Origin of the sequence: Terriglobus roseus (assembly GCF_900102185.1) — a bacterium.
In the GTDB taxonomy this organism is placed as follows: domain Bacteria; phylum Acidobacteriota; class Terriglobia; order Terriglobales; family Acidobacteriaceae; genus Terriglobus; species Terriglobus roseus_A.
The window spans coordinates 4,819,217-4,839,604 of the sequence record NZ_LT629690.1; the positions used below are offsets into that span (position 1 = coordinate 4,819,217).

The 20,388-nt window shown below is 59.1% G+C and carries 19 protein-coding genes; 6 read left to right on the forward strand and 13 right to left on the reverse strand.

What is annotated here, in order from left to right:
* Positions 1-56: 56 nt before the first annotated feature.
* Positions 57-1,685 (reverse strand): cell division protein FtsZ, encoded by a 1,629-nt coding sequence (ftsZ, locus tag BLT38_RS20250; RefSeq protein ID WP_083346795.1) that lies wholly within the window; start codon positions 1,683-1,685, stop codon positions 57-59.
* Positions 1,686-1,979: 294 nt separating this feature from the next.
* Between ftsZ and BLT38_RS20255 the strand changes: the two genes are divergently transcribed.
* A complete protein-coding gene (locus tag BLT38_RS20255; RefSeq protein ID WP_083346796.1) occupies positions 1,980-3,305 on the forward strand; it encodes a sugar porter family MFS transporter in 1,326 nt (441 codons plus the stop codon).
* Between the two features lie 69 nt (positions 3,306-3,374).
* Here the strand turns inward: BLT38_RS20255 and BLT38_RS20260 are convergent, their stop codons facing one another.
* From BLT38_RS20260 to BLT38_RS20270, 3 genes are all read right to left on the reverse strand, one after another.
* Positions 3,375-3,965, reverse strand: a complete 591-nt coding sequence (locus BLT38_RS20260; RefSeq protein WP_083346797.1) for a hypothetical protein — start codon at positions 3,963-3,965, stop codon at positions 3,375-3,377.
* Positions 3,966-4,010: 45 nt separating this feature from the next.
* Complete coding sequence (ftsA, locus tag BLT38_RS20265) at positions 4,011-5,240, reverse strand: cell division protein FtsA (protein WP_083346798.1); 1,230 nt, start codon at positions 5,238-5,240, stop codon at positions 4,011-4,013.
* An 84-nt stretch (positions 5,241-5,324) separates the two neighbouring features.
* Positions 5,325-6,653, reverse strand: coding sequence for a cell division protein FtsQ/DivIB (locus tag BLT38_RS20270; protein ID WP_231966642.1), 1,329 nt, complete (start codon positions 6,651-6,653; stop codon positions 5,325-5,327).
* Positions 6,654-6,794: 141 nt separating this feature from the next.
* Here BLT38_RS20270 and BLT38_RS20275 point away from each other — a divergent pair, with 141 nt between their 5' ends.
* Complete coding sequence (locus BLT38_RS20275) at positions 6,795-8,153, forward strand: GDSL-type esterase/lipase family protein (protein ID WP_083346800.1); 1,359 nt, start codon at positions 6,795-6,797, stop codon at positions 8,151-8,153.
* Here BLT38_RS20275 and BLT38_RS20280 read toward each other — a convergent pair whose 3' ends face one another.
* Positions 8,154-8,624: a hypothetical protein gene (locus BLT38_RS20280; RefSeq protein ID WP_172838367.1), complete on the reverse strand. Its 471-nt coding sequence runs from the start codon at positions 8,622-8,624 to the stop codon at positions 8,154-8,156. It abuts the gene before it with no gap.
* Between the two features lie 246 nt (positions 8,625-8,870).
* On the opposite strand from BLT38_RS20280, the gene BLT38_RS20285 reads away from it, so the two are divergent.
* A complete protein-coding gene (locus BLT38_RS20285; protein WP_083347233.1) occupies positions 8,871-9,701 on the forward strand; it encodes an alpha/beta fold hydrolase in 831 nt (276 codons plus the stop codon).
* Positions 9,702-9,990: 289 nt separating this feature from the next.
* On the opposite strand, the gene BLT38_RS20295 is transcribed toward BLT38_RS20285, so the two are convergent.
* The 7 genes from BLT38_RS20295 to BLT38_RS20325 all read right to left on the reverse strand — a co-directional run bounded on the left by BLT38_RS20295 (position 9,991) and on the right by BLT38_RS20325 (position 15,163).
* A complete protein-coding gene (locus BLT38_RS20295; RefSeq protein ID WP_083346803.1) occupies positions 9,991-10,986 on the reverse strand; it encodes an Asd/ArgC dimerization domain-containing protein in 996 nt (331 codons plus the stop codon).
* A gap of 87 nt (positions 10,987-11,073) precedes the next feature.
* Complete coding sequence (pssA, locus tag BLT38_RS20300; RefSeq protein ID WP_156785234.1) at positions 11,074-11,913, reverse strand: CDP-diacylglycerol--serine O-phosphatidyltransferase; 840 nt, start codon at positions 11,911-11,913, stop codon at positions 11,074-11,076.
* A 1-nt stretch (position 11,914) separates the two neighbouring features.
* Positions 11,915-12,559 (reverse strand): phosphatidylserine decarboxylase family protein, encoded by a 645-nt coding sequence (locus tag BLT38_RS20305; RefSeq protein WP_083346805.1) that lies wholly within the window; start codon positions 12,557-12,559, stop codon positions 11,915-11,917.
* Between the two features lie 52 nt (positions 12,560-12,611).
* On the reverse strand, positions 12,612-13,094 hold the full coding sequence (gene rimI, locus BLT38_RS20310) for a ribosomal protein S18-alanine N-acetyltransferase (RefSeq protein WP_083346806.1): 483 nt from the start codon (positions 13,092-13,094) through the stop codon (positions 12,612-12,614).
* Positions 13,085-13,762, reverse strand: coding sequence for a tRNA (adenosine(37)-N6)-threonylcarbamoyltransferase complex dimerization subunit type 1 TsaB (tsaB, locus tag BLT38_RS20315; protein ID WP_172838368.1), 678 nt, complete (start codon positions 13,760-13,762; stop codon positions 13,085-13,087). The genes rimI and tsaB overlap by 10 nt, the downstream gene beginning before the upstream one ends.
* Before the next feature lie 60 nt (positions 13,763-13,822).
* Positions 13,823-14,065: a hypothetical protein gene (locus BLT38_RS20320; RefSeq protein ID WP_083346808.1), complete on the reverse strand. Its 243-nt coding sequence runs from the start codon at positions 14,063-14,065 to the stop codon at positions 13,823-13,825.
* Positions 14,066-14,128: 63 nt separating this feature from the next.
* A complete protein-coding gene (locus BLT38_RS20325) occupies positions 14,129-15,163 on the reverse strand; it encodes a hypothetical protein (RefSeq protein ID WP_083346809.1) in 1,035 nt (344 codons plus the stop codon).
* A gap of 365 nt (positions 15,164-15,528) precedes the next feature.
* On the opposite strand from BLT38_RS20325, the gene BLT38_RS20330 reads away from it, so the two are divergent.
* The 3 genes from BLT38_RS20330 (at position 15,529) to BLT38_RS20340 (ending at position 19,852) form a co-directional block, all read left to right on the forward strand.
* Positions 15,529-17,139: a hypothetical protein gene (locus BLT38_RS20330; protein ID WP_083346810.1), complete on the forward strand. Its 1,611-nt coding sequence runs from the start codon at positions 15,529-15,531 to the stop codon at positions 17,137-17,139.
* Complete coding sequence (locus tag BLT38_RS20335) at positions 17,139-18,755, forward strand: PQQ-binding-like beta-propeller repeat protein (RefSeq protein ID WP_083346811.1); 1,617 nt, start codon at positions 17,139-17,141, stop codon at positions 18,753-18,755. The genes BLT38_RS20330 and BLT38_RS20335 overlap by 1 nt, the downstream gene beginning before the upstream one ends.
* Positions 18,756-18,865: 110 nt before the next feature.
* Entirely contained in the window at positions 18,866-19,852 is a 987-nt protein-coding gene (locus BLT38_RS20340; RefSeq protein ID WP_083346812.1) for a zinc-dependent alcohol dehydrogenase family protein, read from the forward strand.
* 45 nt (positions 19,853-19,897) lie between these two features.
* On the opposite strand, the gene BLT38_RS20345 is transcribed toward BLT38_RS20340, so the two are convergent.
* A complete protein-coding gene (locus BLT38_RS20345; protein ID WP_083346813.1) occupies positions 19,898-20,356 on the reverse strand; it encodes a helix-hairpin-helix domain-containing protein in 459 nt (152 codons plus the stop codon).
* Between the last annotated feature and the right edge of the window lie 32 nt (positions 20,357-20,388).

Below are 20,388 nucleotides of genomic sequence, written 5' to 3' on the forward strand. Positions count from 1 at the left end.
CCCGGTCCCTGAAATTTAGACGTCTGGAGCCCAATCCGGGCAGTTTCCAGACTAAGTTACAGGCTTCCCCGGCGCAAAAATGCGGGGATGTCGAGTTCGTCGTGCTCTTCTTGCGGTTCAGCAGGCGCTAGTCCCCCAAAGGAGGGCACGCGGACATCCGTACGAATCGTGGTCTCTTCCACCCGAATTGTGGTTTCTTCCACCACATAAGTGCCGTCTTCGCGGCGAGGCCGAAGGAAAAAGTCGTCGTCAAAGACGCTGGCCGGTACCGGCACCAGTTCTGAAGGCTCAGTCTGCTTGGTGAACGTCTGCGGCGGCTCTGGCGTGGTCGTGAAGACCGGATTGGCCGGGGCGGGAGTCGTCTGCGGCTCCGCATGAAAAACCGGAACTGCCTCTGGACGAACGGGTTGCGGCTGCGCAGAGAACGAAGGTGCCTGCGATCCTTCCGCAGTCTGCGGCACAAAGTTCTGCGGCTGCTGCGCTACCGGAGTGGGTGTCCCGTACGAAGGTTGCGCCACCGGAAATGTCTGCTGCGGAACCGACCGAACCGGCGGTGCAGCGGATTGCTGCGGCGCAGCCTGCTGCTGAACGGGGGCTGGTGGCGGTGCCACGTAACGCGGCTGAATCGGCGGAACATAGCCCTGTTCGGTCGCGGAACGGGCCTGACCGGGTTCCAGAAGGCGCTCACGACGCTCCAGGCCATCCTGCTTCGGCTCCTTGAAGCCAGTGGCAATGACGGTGATCTTGATCTCATCACCCATCTTTTCGTCCTGCACAGCACCAAAGATAATGTTGGCGTCTTCGTGTGCAGCATCCTGGATAAGCACAGCCGCATCATTGACTTCGCTCAGCTTCAGGGACGACGAGCCGGTGATATTGATCAGGATGCCGCGTGCGCCGTCGATCGCGCCAGCTTCCAGCAAAGGCGATGCCATGGCAGCCTGGGCAGCCTCGCGCGCGCGGTTGTCGCCGCTGCGAACACCGGTGGCCATCACTGCATAGCCCATGCCCGCCATCGTTGTCTTCACGTCAGCAAAGTCGCGGTTGATGATGCCGGGAATGGTGATGATGTCGGAAATACCCTGCACGCCCTGACGAAGCACATCGTCCGCAATGCGGAACGACTCAAAGAAGCCAGCATCCTTCGCCACTGCCAGCAGCTTCTCGTTCGGAATCACAATGACCGTATCGACGGCCTCAAGCAACTCTTGCAAACCGCGCTCCGCCTGCATCATGCGGCGCTTGCCTTCAAAGGAGAACGGCCGCGTAACCACGGCAACCGTCAGCGCGCCCATTTCGCTGGCCAGCGATGCAATAACCGGAGCCGCGCCGGTGCCGGTTCCTCCACCAAGTCCGGTGGTGACGAACACCATGTCTGCGCCTTCCAGCGCTTCAATGATCTTGTCGGAATCTTCCAGTGCTGCACGACGCCCCACGTCAGGGTTTGCACCCGCGCCCAGCCCGCTGGTCAGCTTCACGCCAAGCTGCAGCTTTACCGGAGCCATGGAGGTTTTCAGCGCCTGAACATCCGTGTTCGCTGCGATGAACTCCACGCCTTCCACGCCTGCTGCGATCATGCGATTCACAGCGTTATTACCGCCGCCACCTACACCGATGACCTTGATGCGCGCGCCGCGCTGCATGTCGTCGTGGTAGTGGATTCGCAGATCTTCATCGGGCATCATGGTGGGGCTCCTTCATTCCGGCAGGGGGAAAAACACAATCGCAAATGCGAAACAGCTTTGCGCATTTGCACAATGCGCTTTCTGTGATTCTGTCACGTTGCACTGTGCGGACGCTCGTGCAAAACCCCGCCGAATCTCGCGCAGAGTTCCATACTTGATTCCTCCCCTGCAATTTCTCAAAACCCCGGCCTCTCGAAGAGGCGCTTACAGGTAAGAGAACCCGAAAGTTTCGCGGAATGCACTCATCCATGTACAGTGCGCAGTGAACACTTTCTGGCAATTTTTCGGAGGCGTATGCAGATCAATGCGCAGGTAATACGCGCAACAGCAGTGGCCGGTCTCGGCGGCTTGCTCTTTGGCTTTGACACAGTAGTTGTTTCAGGCACCAACGCCTCTTTGACAGCGCTTTATAACCTGTCTCCCAGCGGACTTGGTTTCACCGTAGCCTCCGCACTCATCGGCACTGTGATTGGTGCGTTGACCGCCGGCATTCCGGGCCAAAAGCTTGGGCGTCGCGACAGCCTCCGCATCATGGCTGCGCTGTACTTCATCGCGGCATTGGGCTGCGCCTTTGCGTGGAGCTGGCCGTCACTCATCGTCTTCCGTGTTCTCAGCGGCCTGGCCATCGGCGGTTCCAGCGTGCTGGGTCCCATGTACATCTCTGAGCTTTCACCAGCGCAATACCGCGGACGTCTGGTGGGCTTCTTCCAGGTCAACATTGTTGTGGGCGTTCTCATCGCCTATCTGTCGAACTACGTCATTGGCCTTCAGCACCTCGGTTCAACCGAGTGGCGCTGGCAGCTTGGCGTTGCAGCAATTCCCGCAGCGTTATTCGTTGTTGCGCTATTCGGCATTCCCCGCAGCCCGCGTTGGCTGGCCATGATGGGACGCCGTGAAGAAGCACTGAAAGTGCTGAACCTCATCGGCGATCCTGACCCGCAAAAGCGTTTGGATCGCATTGAAAAAGAGATCAACGAAGAGCGCGCCGTGGCTCACATGCCGCTGTTCCGCAAGGCACATGCACGCGGCATCTTTGTTGCGGTAACAGTGGGTGCGTTCACCCAGTTCTCCGGCATCAACGCCATCCTCTATTACCTGAGCGACATCTTCCGTCTCGGCGGAGCTACCAGCATCTCCAGTGCAGGCCAGTCTGTCGCAGTAGGCGCAACGAATCTGGTAGCAACGCTGATTGCCATGTCGCTGATCGACAAGATCGGCCGCAAGAAGCTGCTGCTCACTGGCACATTCGGCCTCGTCATCTGTCTCTTCCTGGTGGGCCTGGTCTTCCACATGGATGCGCATAAGACCCTGTTGGTCTGGCTGCTCATGGCATACATCGCATGCTTCGCTTTCTCGCAGGGCGCAGTGGTGTGGGTCTACATCAGCGAAGTCTTCCCCACCGCGGTTCGCGCAAAGGGACAAGCATTGGGAAGCTCATCGCACTGGATTTTCAACGCGATCATCTCGTACGCATTCCCAGTCATGCTGCGCCGCTCCAGCGCTGCAACCTTCTGGTTCTTCTCAGCCATGATGGTGCTGGATCTGGTGCTCGTGAGCACGCTGTATCCCGAGACAAGCAACGTATCCCTGGAAGATATTTCGGCGCATCTCAGCCACTAAAAGTGTGTATGGCAACGAAGAAGGCCCGGCAAATGCCGGGCCTTCTTGTGTTCTCAGGTTCGCTGAGTCCTAGCGGTTACGCTGCGTGTGAAACACGATACCAACACTCACTGACTCAACCGTGTTTGACTTCACGCCGCCCATGCCAATGTTCTGTCCAATGCCCACTTCGGGCAGACGAACGGCCATGATCGGCAGCAGGTTGATGTCGAGTCCGCCCACAACGCGATAAGCGAAGAAGTTGTCGATGCGATCACGCCGATTCCATCCAAAGAGCACTTCGCCGTACGGCGTCAGAAAGCCCTTATCCGCGGAGAAGCTGGCACGAACGCCGCCCAGCGCGCTGTCCATGCGGAACGCATTCTGACCCGACAGAACGTACGAGGCGGACTTGTTGCTCTTGTAAATGTCGCCGCGCACGTCGACACCCAACAGCGCCGGTCCCATCTGCTTCCACTGGTAGTACGCGCCACCACCGCCGCCAATCGCGCGATCAACGCCATCGTTATACGAGCAGGGAAGAGGAGCGTCCTTGCAGGCCACGCCCGCCGCGCGTTCCACGTTGATGGTGCCGTAGATGCCCAACTGGGCATTTGCATGAACCGTGACGAGAGGCAGCGCAGCTGCCGCCAGAACCAGATGCAGGAACTTCAACTTCATATGTTAATGAGTTTACCTGCATGGCAGCAGGAACCGGGGAGTCCTTTAGAAGCTACCTGCAAATAGCGATTTCAGCTTCTGTTTCAGGCCCATCTCTTCGCTGGCGCGGCGCACCTGGGTGCGATGGGTGTAAAGCAGCATTCCGATGGCAGTGGCGAACTCCGGTCCCGCCAGCTCCTGCGGCATACGCGACAGCGGCACTGGCGATCCAATACGCGCAGGCGTACGCAACAGGCTCTCCGCCACATCCAGCAAACCAGCCAGTTTTGCGCCTCCGCCAGTCAGCACGGCGCCTGTGCCCAGCGCTTCCAGAACTCCGCCCTGACGCAGATTGTCACGCAGCATGGTGAACAGCTCACGCGCACGCGGCTCCAGAATCTCTGCCAGAAAACGCTGCCGGACGAGCCGTGGCGCCGTCGATCCACCCGTAGACAGGTTGCCGCCCACTTCGATCTCGTTCAACGAAGGCACGCTGGTCACCACGCAGTTGCCATACATCAGCTTCAACTGCTCGGCCTCTTCCGTGCTCACATGCAGCCCCACGGCAAGATCATTCGTAAAGTGATCGCCACCAATCGGCAACACGGCGGTGTGAGCTACCGAACCCTCAAAGAACACAACCAGTTCCGTGGTGCTGGCTCCAATGTCAGCAAGGCAAACACCCAACTCGCGCTCATCGGCACTTAGGACTGATTCAGCGGAAGCAATGCCTTCGTACACCGTGTCCACCACTTCCAGTCCCGCACGATTCGCACACGTCACCACGCTCTGCGCCACGCCACCGCTGCATGTCGAGAGGTGAAGATTCACCTCCAGCTTCGTGCCCACCATGCCAATGGGATCGTGAATACCGGGCTGGTCATCCAGGATGAATTCCTGCGGCAACAGGTGCAGAATCTCGCGGTCTGCGGGCAGCGCAACCGACCGCGCACGATCCACCGCGGCGCGTACTTCTTCACGCGTAATCTCGCGCATACGGCTACCCATGGAGATACCGCCGCGTGAATTGATGCCTTTCACGTGCGTGCCGCCAATGCCCACAACGGCCGTTTCAATACCGATGCGCGTCATGCGTTCCGCAGTCAGAGCCGCGCGATTGATAGCGTCGGCCGCAGGGCCAAGCTCCGCAATCAGTCCCTTGCGCATGCCTTTGGAGCGTTCAATCCCGTGGCCGCGATAACGCAGCACGCCGTCCTGCAACTCCGCCACCAGCACGCAACTCTTCTGGCTACCGGCGTCCAATACGGTGATCAGATTGTCGTTCTTCTCTTTCACAGAACGCCACGACTCCTTCGTGCATGATACTGCGGTGTTGCAGCCCCTTTTGGCTTTTGCTGAAGGGGGTATCCATCCTGACGACTACTCAGCCTTTGCCGTTGCCTTCGCAGCGCTGCGGGCTTTCTCTCGCTTCGCCATCCAGGCCTTAATCGCTTCCACACGCTTACGCGTCGCGGCTTCCTTCTCCTGCGCTTTGGTCGATGGCTTGTGCGCCGCAGGCGCCGTTGGTCGTGCAGGCGTGTTCACCACTACCGTTTTCGCCGCAGGAGCAGGAGCCTTCACCGGAACACTTACCTTCGCCACAGGCGCAGGCGTCTTCACAGGTGCGTTGACCTTCGCCACCTGCACCGGTGCACTCTTCTGCGAGGGCGCAGGATTCTGTGCAACGGTAGCGTCAGCAGCCGCAGGCCCACTGACCACGGTGGAATCCTTGGCCGGCATCTGCAGCACCACTTGCCGTTCGTAGCGCATATCCACACCGCTCAAACGCGGATACGTAGTGTGCCACTCGGGAATGTGTTCCTGAAACTTATGGAAGCGCTTCAGGAAGTCCTGCGTGCCAAAGTGCACCATCACGTCCTGATTGCTATACGGAATCAGCGCCTTCACATCCTCAGGGTCGGACAGGTCCACTTCGCTCAGTTGCGACGATGTATTCTTGCCATCCGAATCCAGATCCTTCAAAAACGCGGCAAAAAGCTGCATCTTCTGCTGACGCGACGTCGCTGCATCGGCGCCTTTGATCCCCGTGATCACGGGGAAGGTGTAACGTGCATTGCCCGGAGCATCCGGCGGAATATCCAGAACCACGCCGCTGGCATCAATCAGGCCAATGTCTCCGCCCTGCCGCAAATACGCCACAGGAACACGCTCCGTCACATGCACACGCAGACGATTCGGCAGCAGCCGCATCACCGTGGCGTGTTCCACCCAGGGCATCTGTTCCAGTTGCGCACGTCGCTCCTGCAAGGGAACGTGGAAGATATTGCGATCCACATCCTCACCAAAAACACTGAGCATCTGCGCGCGTGAAAGATGACTGTTGCCATCCAATTCCATCTGCTGCGACGAAGTAATGCGGAAGGTATCGCTCGTCGTCATGTAGCGCATCGCGGTGTAGCAGCCCGCGGCTACAGCAACCAGCGACAGGCCAACAGACACGCCCGCGATAATCCATCCATTACGAGTCTTGGGGATCAGGCCACGGCGAATACGACGATTACGTCCACTGGCGCGCAGGAACGCTTCCGTATCGGCGTCTTCCGTGAAGTCGTCTACCATCTCACGACGCGGACGCACCGATTCGACCGCTGGGCGGCGGAAGGGAACTGGCCCGGGACGCGACGCCACATCGTCCTCGTCATCGAGGACTGCAGCGACTGCGCCGCCATTCTTTTGAAGCTTCCGCATGCCTGAGCAGGGCCGCGGAGAATCGCCTGCGGCCATCTTACAGTGCTGTGATGCGGCATCCGCACGGAAACAATGGCCAGCCGGAACCTAACTGGGCAATCCCTCTGCGAGCGGTGGCTGCGACCAAATACAATTCCGCCCATGCGACTTTCCTTTGCTGCGCCGTTGTGTGTCCTGGCCTCTCTTCTTCCTGCTGCTGGATTTGCTCAGAAAGACTCAGACTGGGTGGGCACCTGGACCAGCGCAGCCATGCCGCTCACGCAGCCTTCTGACAAGGCCAAGCTGCCGTTGGGATACGACGATGTGGCCGTGCGGCAGGTTGTGCACATCAGCCAGGGGGGCAAGCGTCTCCGCGTCGCGTTCACCAACGAGTTCGGCACCACCCCGCTGCATATCCGCGCAGCGCACGTTGCATTCCTGGCCGCTGGATCAAGAATCCTTCCGGCGACCGACAAGGCACTCACCTTCGATGGCAGCCCTGAAATCACCATCGCTCCCGGCCAATTCGCCTACTCCGACGCGGTGGTCGAGTCAGTGCCCATTTTCTCCGATGTCGTGATCACGACATCCATTCCGGCGCAGACCATGCCCACCATCACGTACCACGCTCTCGGAATGACCACCACCTGGTTCGCCCCCGGCGGCGACGTGGCAGCGCAGGAGTTTGAGACACCTGCGGCCGTCCCTCCCGGCATTCAGCCTCCTGATGTGTCGGCGCCAGTGCGCAGTCTCTCGCGCAGCGAATCGCCGGTGCAGGAGCCCATCGTGAAGCCCCAGCCCGGAGCAGACACCAAAACCGCTGCGGCTCCCGGCGTCATCAAGACCAGCTCGTGGTACTTCCTCAAGAACGTTGAGGTGAATAAGGAAGGCCACTCTGCTGCGATCGTCACCATCGGCGATTCCATCACCGACGGCGCGCGCTCCACTCCAGATACCAATCGTCGCTGGCCCGATCAGTTAGCTCCGCTGCTCGCAGCGAATAAGAAGACCAAGCGACTTGGCATTCTCAACGTCGGCATCAGTGGCAACCGCGTGCTCAAGTTTGGCGCAGGCCCAAGCGCGCTGGATCGCTTTGATCGCGACGTCGTAAAGCAGCCGGGTGCAAAGTATGTAGTGCTCCTCGACGGCATCAATGACATCGGCAACATGCACCGCGCACCAGTGGATGCGATTACTGAAAAGGAAATGCTCGACGCGTACACGACGCTGGCGAACAAGGCGCATGCTGCAGGCCTGAAGATCATTGCCGCGACCATGACGCCGTATCAAGGCGCGAAGTATTACAGCGAAGACGGTGAACAAATCCGCGAACACCTGAACACATTCTTCCGCACCAGCAAGCTGTTTGACGGTGTGATCGACTTCGACAAGATCATTGCTGATCCGCAACATCCGCTGCAGTTCAACCCGAAGTACGATTCAGGCGATCACCTGCATCCTTCTGACGCAGGCTACACAGCCATGGCAGCTGGGATTGATCTGAAGCTGTTCCGCAAGTAGTTACTTCTTGGCCAGCTTAATGGTCTGGTGCAGAGTCTTGTAGCAGGGAATCGCGTCTGCGGCATGCGTGTTCAGCGTGTCGCGGACGCTGCCGTCATATAGCACGGAGTCTCCCGGGCGCAGGTAGATATCCGAGGCATGGGCATCGCACTCTGGTTCGCGCGTCACTTCCATCTCGAACACCTGCTGGCTACGGAGCAGGTCCGGACGAATAGGCAGCCCAAATCCTGGGTACTGGTCTATCAGCTTCACAAACTGGTGTTCGTTGTCTTTGGTGCTGACATCCGCCAGGTAGATTTCCTGATTACCCGCAAAACTCTGGTGTGACGAACTGCTCACAGCCAGAATCCGAACGTGCGCCTTCATCGGCTTCGACTGGTTTGTGAATGGCGTGGGCGCGGAAGCGGCGAGCGTGGTGGCGACCCCAAGCAGCACAGGTAATACGGTCCATCGCATTGGGTTTCGGTTCACATTCGCCTCCAAGACCGAAGTTTACTCCACCCGATTGAGTTTCGGCAGAGGCGCCAGGTTCGTCGGATAGCGAACAGATACACCCTGTTCATTTCTGTTCGGTATGCTTGCGATGGATGTACCGGTTGCGGCATCTATATCGCAACCAATGCCTCATTCTCTTGCCAGAGACATCCTCCTACCGCTGGCCTCAAATGCGGCAAAATCCTCTTCCTTCTAACCGGATCACAAGGAGATATGAACGTCATGGACACGCTCAAAATGCAGGACGGAGTCAGCATTTTTTTCAAGGACTGGGGTCCGAAGGACGCACAGCCCATCGTCTTCCATCACGGATGGCCTCTCAGCGCAGACGACTGGGATACGCAGATGCTCTACTTCCTCGATAAGGGATTTCGCGTCATCGCGCATGATCGCCGCGGCCACGGTCGTTCCACGCAGACATGGGACGGTAACGACATGGACACTTACGCTGCAGACATGATCGCCCTCGCCGACGCCCTCGACTTGAAGAATGCCGTGCACATCGGTCATTCCACCGGCGGTGGTGAAGTTGCTCGATACGTAGCGCGTTCCAAGCCCGGCCGCGTTGCCAAGGCTGTTCTCGTCAGCGCGGTGCCGCCCATCATGGTTAAGTCAGACAGCAACCCTGGCGGCCTGCCGATCGAAGTCTTCGACGGTCTCCGCGCTGCACTTGCCGCCAACCGCGCACAGTTCTACGTGGATCTACCTTCCGGTCCCTTCTATGGCTTCAACCGCGAAGGTGTGAAGACGATTGACGGTGTGGTGCACAACTGGTGGCGTCAGGGCATGATGGGCAGCGCCAAGGCTCATTACGACTGCATCAAGACCTTCTCTGAAACCGACTTCACGGAAGACCTGAAGGCCATCACCGTTCCCGTACTCGTTTTGCACGGCACAGATGACCAGATCGTTCCGTACAAGGACGCCGGCCCGCTTTCCGCAAAGCTGCTGCAAAACAGCACGCTGAAGCTTTACGACGGATACCCGCACGGCATGTTGACCGTGCACGCGGACGTCCTCAACCCGGACCTGCTGGCATTCATCAAGAGCTAACGCGAATATCGGCCGCAAAAGGGCTTCGTACTCAAATGACGCGTACGAAGCCCGCCCACAAATCGGGTACGATAGTAGTGTTCCCGAAGGAGATCTCCATGAGCGACCACCATCACGAAGAACTGTCCCTACCGGACCGCCTCTGGCAGCCGTTTGTTATCAGCCTCGGCGTTGTGGGCGTTCTTTGCCTCATCTTCTTTCATCCTGTCATCCGCTAATACGGACAAGGATCTTGAAACAGCAAAAAGCCCCGGCATCCGGGGCTTTCGCATGTCTGTAGCAATTTTCTTTACTGCACCTTGCCCAGCGGTCGTAACCGCGTCAGCTCCAGCGCACAAGCCACGGCCGTTCTCGCCGTCAGCTTGAGGTTGTCCGCAGCCAGCCACACCGCATAGCGATTGCCATCTCCCTTTACCTGCGCCAGCACCTGCCCCTGTCCAGCCGACGAAAGATTGCTCGGCGGATCACCCTCTTCGCCCACCAGGTCCATCGACTCGGAAGCGATCGCCGCGCTCACCGCTTCCAGCGTGACCGGCTGCGCAAACTCCAAAAACAGCGAAATCGAAAACCCATGGAACACCGGAGCCTGCAACCACTGCAACACGGGCAGGGAAGCATTCGGCAGCAACGACTTCAATTCGCGCACCACGCGGTCTTCCGTCTTCGCCAGCGGATTCTTCGCGGCCTCGCCCAGCGCGGGCAGCAGGTTAAACGCCACCTGCGTATCAAACTCCTCTGTCGGTGCCGACTGGAAGTTCAACAGATTAATGCTCTGCTGTTGCAACTCATCCAGAGCCGTGCGGCCATTCTCGCTGGCAGGCTGCAAGACTGTCGCATACGTGGCCTTCACCGTTCCCACACGTCCCGCCTGGGTCAACGCCAGTGCCAACATCGTCGTCACCGGATGCGCCACACGCACCTGTGCCGCTTCCAGATCCAGCGGAGCAGCATCGGGCAACAGCGGCAACCGCACCGGCGCTTCAACATCAGTGCCAGTCGCGTCGACCACAGCCGCACCCATCGCGCGCGCCGTACCGGCATACTCACGCAGCATCTTCGCATCCGCAAAGATCGCCACGTCCACGTTCTCCAGCGCAGCAGGTTCCATCGTCTGCAGAAACGCGGCTTCATCGCCCATCGATTCCAGCGTGCCGCTTGCCTCTTCGTTATCCAGCAGGATCGTCACAGCAGAAGCCAGCGGGCTCTCAACGATCTCGTCGCCAATTTCCTTGCCCAACAGCGACCCTGCGCCTACCACCGCAATGCGGTAATTCGTCTTAGCCATATATCTCTTTCAGATGCCCGGAATCGCTCTGCGACTCCAATCAGCGAAATCCCAAACGCGCAGCGTTTCGAGGACGGTACGAAGTACCTAGTTTGTACCCGGCAGCGGCATTCCCATCCGCCGCGCCCGTCGACTCTGCGCCGCATACATCAGCCGCGCCCACATGCCGCTCACCATATACGCCAGCGCCATGCTGATCAACAGATACTCTGAGAACTCCTCCAGCAGCACCGCCATCAGCACCAGCAGAACCAGCAATCGCACCGGCTGTTTATCAACCAGTGTGATCTCTTTGCCGCTCCAAAAGCGCCATCGGCTCACCATCAAAAATCCGGTAAACAGCAGCAGGCACAACCACACCAGCGCAATCCACGGATTATCAATCGGCGACCCATTAAAGCAATGCACCACACTGGCAATCACGCCAGCGGCTGCCGGAATCGGCATGCCTACGAAGTATCTGCGCCCCGGCCTTCCAGGATTGCTGGGCTTCGGGTTGATGGACACATTGAACCGCGCCAGCCGGCACGCACCGCAGATCAAAAACAGAAACGCGGCAACCAGTCCAAACGCAATCAAACGATGATGCAGCTTCGGATACGCCATCTGCGGCAGCATCCGAAAGCCCCATGTGTAAGCAAGAATCGCAGGCGCAACACCAAACGTAATCACGTCAGCCAACGAATCCAACTCGCGGCCAAAGTCGCTTTCCGTATTCGTCATGCGCGCAATTCGGCCATCCAGCGCATCGAACGGCAACGCAAACGCAATCGCCAGCGCAGCATGGTCAAACGCCGCGTAATCCGTGGCTGTCGCACGCATGCTCTGCGTAATGGCGTAAAAGCCAAGCGCGATATTGCCGCCGGTAAAGATCGACGGCAATACATACAACCCACGTCTCGGCCGGCCTCCCTTGCGAGGCTCCACGCTAGCCTTCCACCGTATCGCTGTTCTTGGAGGTAGGAACGGTGGCCAACACCGTGCTACCGCCCTTCACGCGATCGTCACGCCGCACCTTCAGGTTTGCATCGGACGGCATCAGCACATCCACGCGCGAACCGAACTTGATCAACCCAAAGCGCTCACCACGCTTCAGCGTGTCGCCCGGCTTCACCCAGCACACAATGCGGCGTGCCAGCAGTCCGGCAATCTGCTTCACCTGGATCGAGCAGTACTCGTTCTCAATCACCACAACGTTCTGTTCGTTCAGAACGTTGCTGTCTGCACGCATCGCGTTCAGGTACAGACCGGTCTTATAGTTCACCAGCTTCACGGTGCCTTCAATGGGCGACCGGTTCACGTGAACGTCAAACACATTCAGGAAGATGCTCAGTCGCAGACGGCTGCCGTCGGGCGTCTCAATCCACTCCGCCTCAGTCACTTTGCCATCCGCAGGCGACACAATCTCGCCCGGTCCGTTTGGAATGCGGCGTGGAGGATCACGGAAGAACCATAGAAAGAAAACTGCCAACAGCACTGGAATCAGGCTGATGCCCATGGATCCTGTCAATCGCCAAAGCACAAGCGCGACCACGATAAGGCCAAGCGCGTAGAAAATACCATCACGAACCATACTGCTCCATGATACCTATGCCGTCGGGTTCCCGTCCGGAAGTTAGGCTCTCTTACACTTTTGTGACGCTGGTTCCGCGAATCATGCAAACAGCGTCTTCCACGGGATTTGCGTAATATCTTGGACGCATTCCGTTGGAGTGGAAGCCACTCTCTTCATACAATTTTTGAGCACCGGTGTTGCTCACACGAACTTCCAATCGCAACTCTGCTGCACCGGCAGATTCAGCCCACCGCAACACTTCCTGCATCAACGCACGGCCCACGCCCTGCCTGTGCCATTCCGGAGCCACGGCAATGCTCTCCAACTCTGCTTCTACCGGATAAACAATTGTCACTGCGGAGACCACGGCGAATCCTAACACCGCCGTATCTCCCATAGCCACAAGCAATTCCCGCGTCACCGCGCTTTCGCCGGGCGACAGAATTTCTGCAAACTGCGCCAGTGTCCATTGCGGTGCAGAGGGGTTCGCCACAGCGATCTCATACACCTGCTGCAACTCATCGGCTGTAGCCGCGCGCACCATTAGGCGCATTGCTTCGCTCGCAACGCCAACTCCGCATCCGGCACGCGCAGATAGTTCGCGTCCAGCAGCGCCGTGTCCGCAAACTCACCCGCCACCAGCTTTCGCAGCGCAATCCCCGACGCCTCGCGAACACCCACCGGACTCACGCGCAAGGCGCGCGGCAGTAGCTCCGCCAGCCGGTCTTCCATCACCACCACCGGCCCATCTCCCGCAGCAGCAAGAGCGGCTGTTCCCGGCAGCATCACTTCTTCTTCGCGCACGGCACCGCGATACCGACCCACAAACACATCGCCACGACCAGCATCCAGCCAGGCCTGCACCGTCTCATGCAACGACTCCGGCCCACGTGCCGCATACCACCGCGAAACCAGCGACTCCAGTCGCGAAATCGCAATCAACGGCACATCCAGCGCATCCGCCAACCCCTTCGCCGCCGCCAGCCCAATGCGAACTCCTGTAAACGACCCCGGCCCGTGCACCACGGCAATCGCGTCCAGATCCGAACCCGTAACGCCAGCCTCGGCGAAAACCTCATCCAGGGCGCTCATCAGACGCTCCTGTGTCTCGCGCCCCGGCAGCAAACGCTCGGCAACCAGCGCAGCCGTCGCTCCATCCACTCGGGCCAGCCCAACACCACCGCCTTCGCCACACGTATCCAGAAGCAACAACCAGGCCATCCCCTGATGATACCCAGCCGTCGCAGGCGAGGGCATTGCACCGTACCTATGGGGAACGTCTCACTTTGAATTGGCAAACCAGTTCCTTCGCTCTGCGCGAATGTAAAAAGCGACTCCAGAAACAAGAGCTACCCCTGCGCCAACTGGAACGCCAAGGAAAAACCCGCCCATGCCGCCTTGTCCATCGTGCGGTGCGTAGTGCATGTCTATCAGCAGCATCGGTACGAACACTGCAAGAAACGCCACCACGAATGCCGCAAAAGCCACCACCAGCGAGACGAGAAGCCTTACCAAGCTGACCATTTTCGGATGCTACTGCATTACTTCTGCCGAGACTTGTATGGTCCGCGCTTCTTCGCTGCCTACCTATGGGTTGAGTTTGGTTGGGTCTCCAAAGTTGGGATCGCTCGGTCGTGCGAAGGATGTCTTCGGATGATCTGGCAGCTTGATAAACGCCAGCCATTCGCGTGCCAGGGCCTCTGTCGGAAAGTAACCGGAGGGCATTTCTTTATTGGGCAGAGTTTTCCCCGCGCGCTCAACGTGCGCTTCGCAAACATTCCAAAGCGGCAACCCCCAATGGTCCTTGTATGGCGTCGAGCATGGCTGAATAGAGCCGTACCAGCCAGACTTGAGGTTCATCGGCAACAAAGGCCGCTGCGGGTCAGGTTTTCTCTGGTCTATGACCGCTTGGAGCCAATGGAGCATGAAAGCCCGTGTGTTGTTGATGCAGCAGTGAGGGATGTTGTTCTGCACCAGGTAGACCCAGGGCGCTCCTTCGCTGCGGTGGTGTTCATAGAATGCGTACGGTTTCAGCACACCGCCAACGTTGTCCCGCCCACCCGCGATGATGAGTTCCGGCACAGCCACTCCATCTTCGTCGAGCTTGATCTTGTCGATGTTGTCAGGATCGCTTTGCCCGGGATTGGTAAGAATTGCAGCCAGGACGCGCTTCGGCGCATACGCCACAAAATGACCGAAGTAAGCGCCCGTCCCGGAAAATCCCAGAACGATGAGCTTGGCCTGCGCCAACTCAGGATGCCCACTCTCCTCCCCAAGCGAGTGGAGCGCCGCGAAGAGCGACCTCCCAAGGCCGTGCTCGGGATACATGTCCATTTCGCCCTTCTCTGGTGTTCGCGCCGCTGGACATTGGTGAGCCAGCACCATCGCCAGATCGTTCTTCGCCGCAAAAGCAAGCACATCCGGATCGAAGTAGAACGCGGTGATGTCGGGTCCTCGATCGTATGTGACCCATGCTGCTTTCACCGGCTTGTTCCCGGCCGGGAACGATGCCTCGTAGCGGCAAGGTTGATCGATGTTCTCGTCAGGCTGAGGCGAATCGACAGTCCTGAATTGCTGCAGTTGTGCGGCGGCAACTCCCGCTGTTAACAGCAGAAGAAACACGAGCTTTCTCACAAGGCTCACTTTCGTAGCGCATTCCTGTCCCATGGACCATATAAATAGCAGGCATCCACAAGAGAAGACGGCTCACCTCTGCCATTCGCTCGGTCCTTTCTGTGTCTACTTCCCGCACCCGTCCCTTCCGGTCACGAATCCCGGCTGTAATCACACCCCAAAACAAGCTCTTGACAACGCCTCACCGCGAATGGAATAAACAGTTCGCTTCCAACTGAAGACCATAGGGACGCGTTTCTCTGAACGCACCACCAGATTGGCCTGTCGGAAGCAGTTTTTTAAAGACCATTGTGAGACGTCTCAAAACGCTTTCAATGGACATGCACTTTTCAGTAATTGAGTGAGGTCTCTGCATGCGGAAACAAGCTCTCTGGTCGCTTTGCGTTGCGGCCAGTTCCTGCGCCTGCCTATGGGCAGCCAACTGGCCCACGGTGGCCGGTAATCCTCAACGCGACGGTTGGGCCCAGCAGGACACCCATCTGTCTCCCGAGACCGCCAGCAAAATCGTGCTGCTCTACAAGCACAAGTTCGCGGCTGTGAAGGCGATGGGCCTCAACTCCATCACCTCCACCATCGACGTCGCCACGGTCATCGGCTACACCGGCTTCCATGAGTTCCTCTGGACCGGCTCGGCTTCCGGTACCACCTACCAGACCGACGCTGACCTCAATTACGAGTTCAAGACTGCAACCACCGTCCCCGGCAAGGAAACCGTGAAGGCCAGTGCGCCCACCGTTCTCTGCCCCGGTGGCGTCACGGCAGCACCCGTTCTTGCCGGCCTCTCCAGCACCTCTCGTTTCGGCGGCGGCGGTGGCTTCGGTCGACTCGGTCTTCTCTGGAACATCGGTGAAGACGGTTACATCTACACCATGCGTCAGCAGGACTCGAACAATAGCTGGGTTCCGCCCGCCAAGCTTGCACCCGCCGGTGCCAACGTCTCCGCCCTGAACATCAGCGCGAAAGACACCTTCATCGCAGCCACCATCAACGGCTGCAACGGCACCGCCAACGGCCTCTACGCCTCCACCTTCACCGCGCCAACGATTGAAAACGAGCCGGACAAGCCCTTCAAGACGCAACCCAAGTGGACGGAGACTGTCAGCTTCCTCACCAATGGCGAAGGCTTCGCAGGAGCCGGTGGCACCGCCATCGACCTCAAGGGTGAATTCGTCTACGGCACCGCTCCCACTGGCAAAGGCGACGTGGCAGGCGGCTACTCGGACACGCTGCTGAAGCTTGATGCCGCAACCCTCGCCGTGAAGGATTGGTTCACGCCCGCCAGCGAACCCGCCTTCCATCCCGGCGACGCAGGCGTCACACCTGCAGTCTTCACCGAAGGTGGCAAGGAATACATCCTCGCAGGCGATCGCTCCGGCCATGTCTATCTGCTAGATGCCTCAGCTCCCGGCGGCAGCGACCACCACTCGCCGCTCTTCGCTTCGGAAGCTCTCGTAAAGCCAGGCAGCGGCGCGGGCATCTTCGGCCACTTCGCCACTGCAGTCGACGAGAAGACCAAGACGCGTTACGTCCTGGCCTCCGTCCACGGCCCGCTGGCAACAACGTTCCCCGGCTCCAAGGGCCCCATCACCCACGGCGCTATCGTTGCGTTCAAGTTTGACGCCTCCTCAGGCCGCGCCAAGCTCGTTCCGGCATGGTCCTCGGCTGACATGCTCGCACCCGTTGGCCCCGTCAGCATTGGCGGTCTGGTCGCTGGCCTCAGCTCCGGCCTGCCCAACAGCCTGACCAACGCCAGCGGCAAACTCAAGACCGTTGCGGAAGTCGAGAAGGAAGCGAAGCCCGCAAAGCTGACCATCTTCAATCTCGCCAGCGGCTCAGAAGTCTTTAACAGCGGTGCGGCCATCACGTCGTACGCCAACACACCGCTTGCCGCCGCCAACGGCCACATCTACGTCACCACGCATGACAACACCCTGCTGCAGTTCGGCATTCCAGAGGAGCGCTAATGTTCAACACCACCAAACTCAAAACGCTCTCCGCCATCGCTACCGTAGTGCTTGGCTGCGGCATGGCCGTTGCTCAGAACGGCAACTGGCTCATGTCCGGTGGCGACGTCGAACGCTCCGGCTGGAACAAGGATGAGCACATCCTCTCCAAGACCAACGTGGGCAAGCTGAAGCTTCTCTGGAAGACCAAGACCGACGTCTATCCGCAGGGCCTCCACACCCTCATGGATCCGCTCGTCGTCCAGAACGTACCCACCGCAGAAGGCCCGAAGGAGATCGTCTACATCCTCGGCGTCGGCGACACGCTCTACGCCTTCGACGCGAAGTCCGGCAAGCCCTTCTTCGAACACCACTTCAAGTACACGCCGCCCAAGCCGGAAGTCCGCATGGGCCCTGACGGCCAGCCGCGCCAGATGCCCGCGCAGCCAACCGACACGCGTCACTACAACTTCCTCAACCCCGGCGGTTCCACGGACGTTCCTGTCATCGGCGAACCCGATGCCAAGGGTGTTCGCCCCATCTACGTCATTGACGGCGGCGGCAATCTGCACACGCTCTCCAACGTCACCGGCGAAGATATCCAGGAGCCCATCAAGGGCGGCTCCACCAGCAAATTTGCTCTGCAGCTCTACAAGGGCAGCATCATCTGGGCAGGCCGCGGCGGCATCTTCTCCGCTGTCGTCACACCCGGCGCTGACTACGGCAAGGTAACCACCTCCAAGGGCTTTGGCGGCGGCGGCGGTCTCTGGGGGCGTCGTGGTCCCGTCATCACCTCTGACGGCACCGTCTGGACCACCACGGGCGACGGCATTTACAACCCGTCGAATCCCAACAACCTCGTACTCGGCAACTCCGTCGTCGGCTTCCACCTGAAGGACGGCAACTGGCAGGTCAAAGACTGGTTCACGCCCACCAACTGGGACTGGCTCCGTCGTCGCGACCTTGATCCCAACAACACGCCAACCGCCTTCACCTTCAAGGGCAAGGAATACATGGCTGCCTCCGGTAAGGAGTGCCGCCTGTACCTCCTCGACCCGCAGAATCCCGGTGGCACAACAGACCACCACGAGCCCTTCATCAAGACGCCGTACATCTGCAACGAGGCAGTTGACTTCGCCTCCGCTGGATCGTGGGGAGCCGTCTCATCATGGGAAGACAAGGCTGGCACGCGCTGGGTTCTCGTTCCTTTCTGGGGACCGAAGCACTCACAGTTCAAGTTCCCCATTGAGAACACGCCTGTCACCAAGGAAGGCGGCGTAGGCGCATTCAAGCTGGTGGAAGAAGGCGGCAAGCCCGTCTACAAGCCAGTGTGGGTCTCGCGTGACATGTTCCGTGGCGAACCGCCCATCATCGCCAACGGCGTTGTCTACACCTGGGGTTCGGGCGACGACACGCAGCAGGTCTGGCCTGACATCGGCCTGAACTTTGACTCGTCCAACCGCGCCGCTCTGTCCAACCACGTCACGGTCTACGCCCTCGACGCGGAAACCGGCAAAGAGCTGTGGTCCTCGAAGGACACCATCACCTCCTTCAACCACTTCACTGGCGTCACCGTAGCCAACGGCAAGGTCTACATGAGCAGCTACGACGGCAACGTCTACTGCTTCGGCCTCTAACCCAACTTTCGTTCGCCTCCAAATGCAACGAAAACCAGAAAGGCCCGCGCAAGCGGGCCTTTTCTATTGCATCCAGTGCATAGTGGAAGCAGGAACCCACAGGAGAACCAATGAAGCATCGCGTTTGGATGGTGCAACAAGAAGACGGCGACTTTATTGAAACCGAGATAGCAACACCAGAACCGCAAGCAGATCAGGTGTTGGTAAAGATCAGCGCAAGCGGCGTCGCCGTGCTCGACACAAAAATCCGTTCCGGCAAAGCAGGCCACGCAAAGCAGCCGCTCCCATCCGTGCTCGGTTTAGATATGGCTGGCACCGTCGTCGCCGTCAGCCCCAACGTCACCCGCTTCAAACCCAATGACGAAGTCTACGGAATGGTAGGCGGCGTAGGCGGACAACAAGGCACACTCGCCGAGTACATCCTCGCAGACGCTGATCTCCTCGCGCACAAATCCAAAAAACTCACCATGCGTGAAGCTGCGTCTCTGCCATTGAACGCAATCACCGCATGGGAAGGCCTCGTCGATCGCGCCAATGTTTCCGCAGGCAAAAGCGTCCTCGTACAAGCAGGCGCAGGCGGCGTAGGCCATCTCGTGGTGCAGATCGCCAAGGCCTACGGCGCGAACGTATTCGCCACTGTCTCCAAAGAAAAATCGCACCTCGTCGAGTCGTACGGAGCCACACCCATCGACTACAACGAAAAGACCGCCGCGCAATATCTCGAAGAACTCACCGCAGGCGAAGGCTTCGACGTCATCTACGACACGCTCGGCGGCAAGACGCTCGACGACTCCTTCACTGTCGCAAAGTTCTACACCGGCCACGTCGTCAGTTGTCTCGGTTGGGGCACGCACGCCCTGGCGCCACTCTCATTCCGCGGAGCAACCTACTCCGGCGTCTTCACCCTCATGCCTCTGCAAACAGGACGCGGACGCGCCCATCACGGCGAGATTCTGTCACACATCACAGACCTTGCAGACAAAGGATTGCTCCGCCCTCTCGTAAGCGAACAAACCTTCACCACCAGCAACATCGCAGAGGCCTACGCCAGCGTAGCGGCGGGCAGCAAAGGCAAGGTTGTTGTCGAAATTCAGTAAGCGCCACGACGCATAAACAACGATGCAGAAGAAGGCGACCGAAAACTAAACCGTTAGGTCCGCCTTCTTCTCATCCACCTTCTTCGCATCCATCCCCGGAGCCTTCTTCAAGTCATCAACAGACTTGAAGCCACCCACCTGCTCCCGATACTTCACCACCGCGGCAGCCTCTTTCCGCTTCAGCGAAAAAGCCGCCTCCAACTCCACCTGCGAAGCCTGGTTGATATTCAACTTCGGCCCCATCTCCGCAGGAAACGCAGCAGCCAGGTAAGCCACAATCTTCTTCTGCTCCGCCGCATCAATCTGCGCACCCAGAGCCTTCATCTTGTTCACGGTCGTCTGCCAACCGTCGGCATCCTGTCGCTGGCTCATCACGCGATCGGTGTCGTGGCACACCGTGCATTTCTTCTGCACCAGCGCCGCATCATGCCCCGCCGGCAACTGCGCCAAAGCAGTTCCACCCACAAAACCAAGAACGCAACCGAAGAGAAGAGAACGCCGCATCACGCCCGAATCCTAACACCGATTGACTAGCC

Bases quoted from the DNA above. Each gene is read 5' to 3' on its own strand.
- BLT38_RS20270 (WP_231966642.1), bottom strand. From the start codon at position 6,653: ATGCGGAAGCTTCAAAAGAATGGCGGCGCAGTCGCTGCAGTCCTCGAT.
- tsaB (WP_172838368.1), bottom strand. From the start codon at position 13,762: ATGGCCTGGTTGTTGCTTCTGGATACGTGTGGCGAAGGCGGTGGTGTT.
- ftsZ (WP_083346795.1), bottom strand. From the start codon at position 1,685: ATGATGCCCGATGAAGATCTGCGAATCCACTACCACGACGACATGCAG.
- BLT38_RS20320 (WP_083346808.1), bottom strand. From the start codon at position 14,065: ATGGTCAGCTTGGTAAGGCTTCTCGTCTCGCTGGTGGTGGCTTTTGCG.
- BLT38_RS20275 (WP_083346800.1), top strand. From the start codon at position 6,795: ATGCGACTTTCCTTTGCTGCGCCGTTGTGTGTCCTGGCCTCTCTTCTT.
- rimI (WP_083346806.1), bottom strand. From the start codon at position 13,094: ATGCGCCTAATGGTGCGCGCGGCTACAGCCGATGAGTTGCAGCAGGTG.
- BLT38_RS20295 (WP_083346803.1), bottom strand. From the start codon at position 10,986: ATGGCTAAGACGAATTACCGCATTGCGGTGGTAGGCGCAGGGTCGCTG.
- BLT38_RS20340 (WP_083346812.1), top strand. From the start codon at position 18,866: ATGAAGCATCGCGTTTGGATGGTGCAACAAGAAGACGGCGACTTTATT.
- BLT38_RS20305 (WP_083346805.1), bottom strand. From the start codon at position 12,559: ATGGTTCGTGATGGTATTTTCTACGCGCTTGGCCTTATCGTGGTCGCG.
- BLT38_RS20260 (WP_083346797.1), bottom strand. From the start codon at position 3,965: ATGAAGTTGAAGTTCCTGCATCTGGTTCTGGCGGCAGCTGCGCTGCCT.
- BLT38_RS20345 (WP_083346813.1), bottom strand. From the start codon at position 20,356: ATGCGGCGTTCTCTTCTCTTCGGTTGCGTTCTTGGTTTTGTGGGTGGA.
- BLT38_RS20285 (WP_083347233.1), top strand. From the start codon at position 8,871: ATGGACACGCTCAAAATGCAGGACGGAGTCAGCATTTTTTTCAAGGAC.
- BLT38_RS20335 (WP_083346811.1), top strand. From the start codon at position 17,139: ATGTTCAACACCACCAAACTCAAAACGCTCTCCGCCATCGCTACCGTA.
- BLT38_RS20330 (WP_083346810.1), top strand. From the start codon at position 15,529: ATGCGGAAACAAGCTCTCTGGTCGCTTTGCGTTGCGGCCAGTTCCTGC.
- BLT38_RS20255 (WP_083346796.1), top strand. From the start codon at position 1,980: ATGCAGATCAATGCGCAGGTAATACGCGCAACAGCAGTGGCCGGTCTC.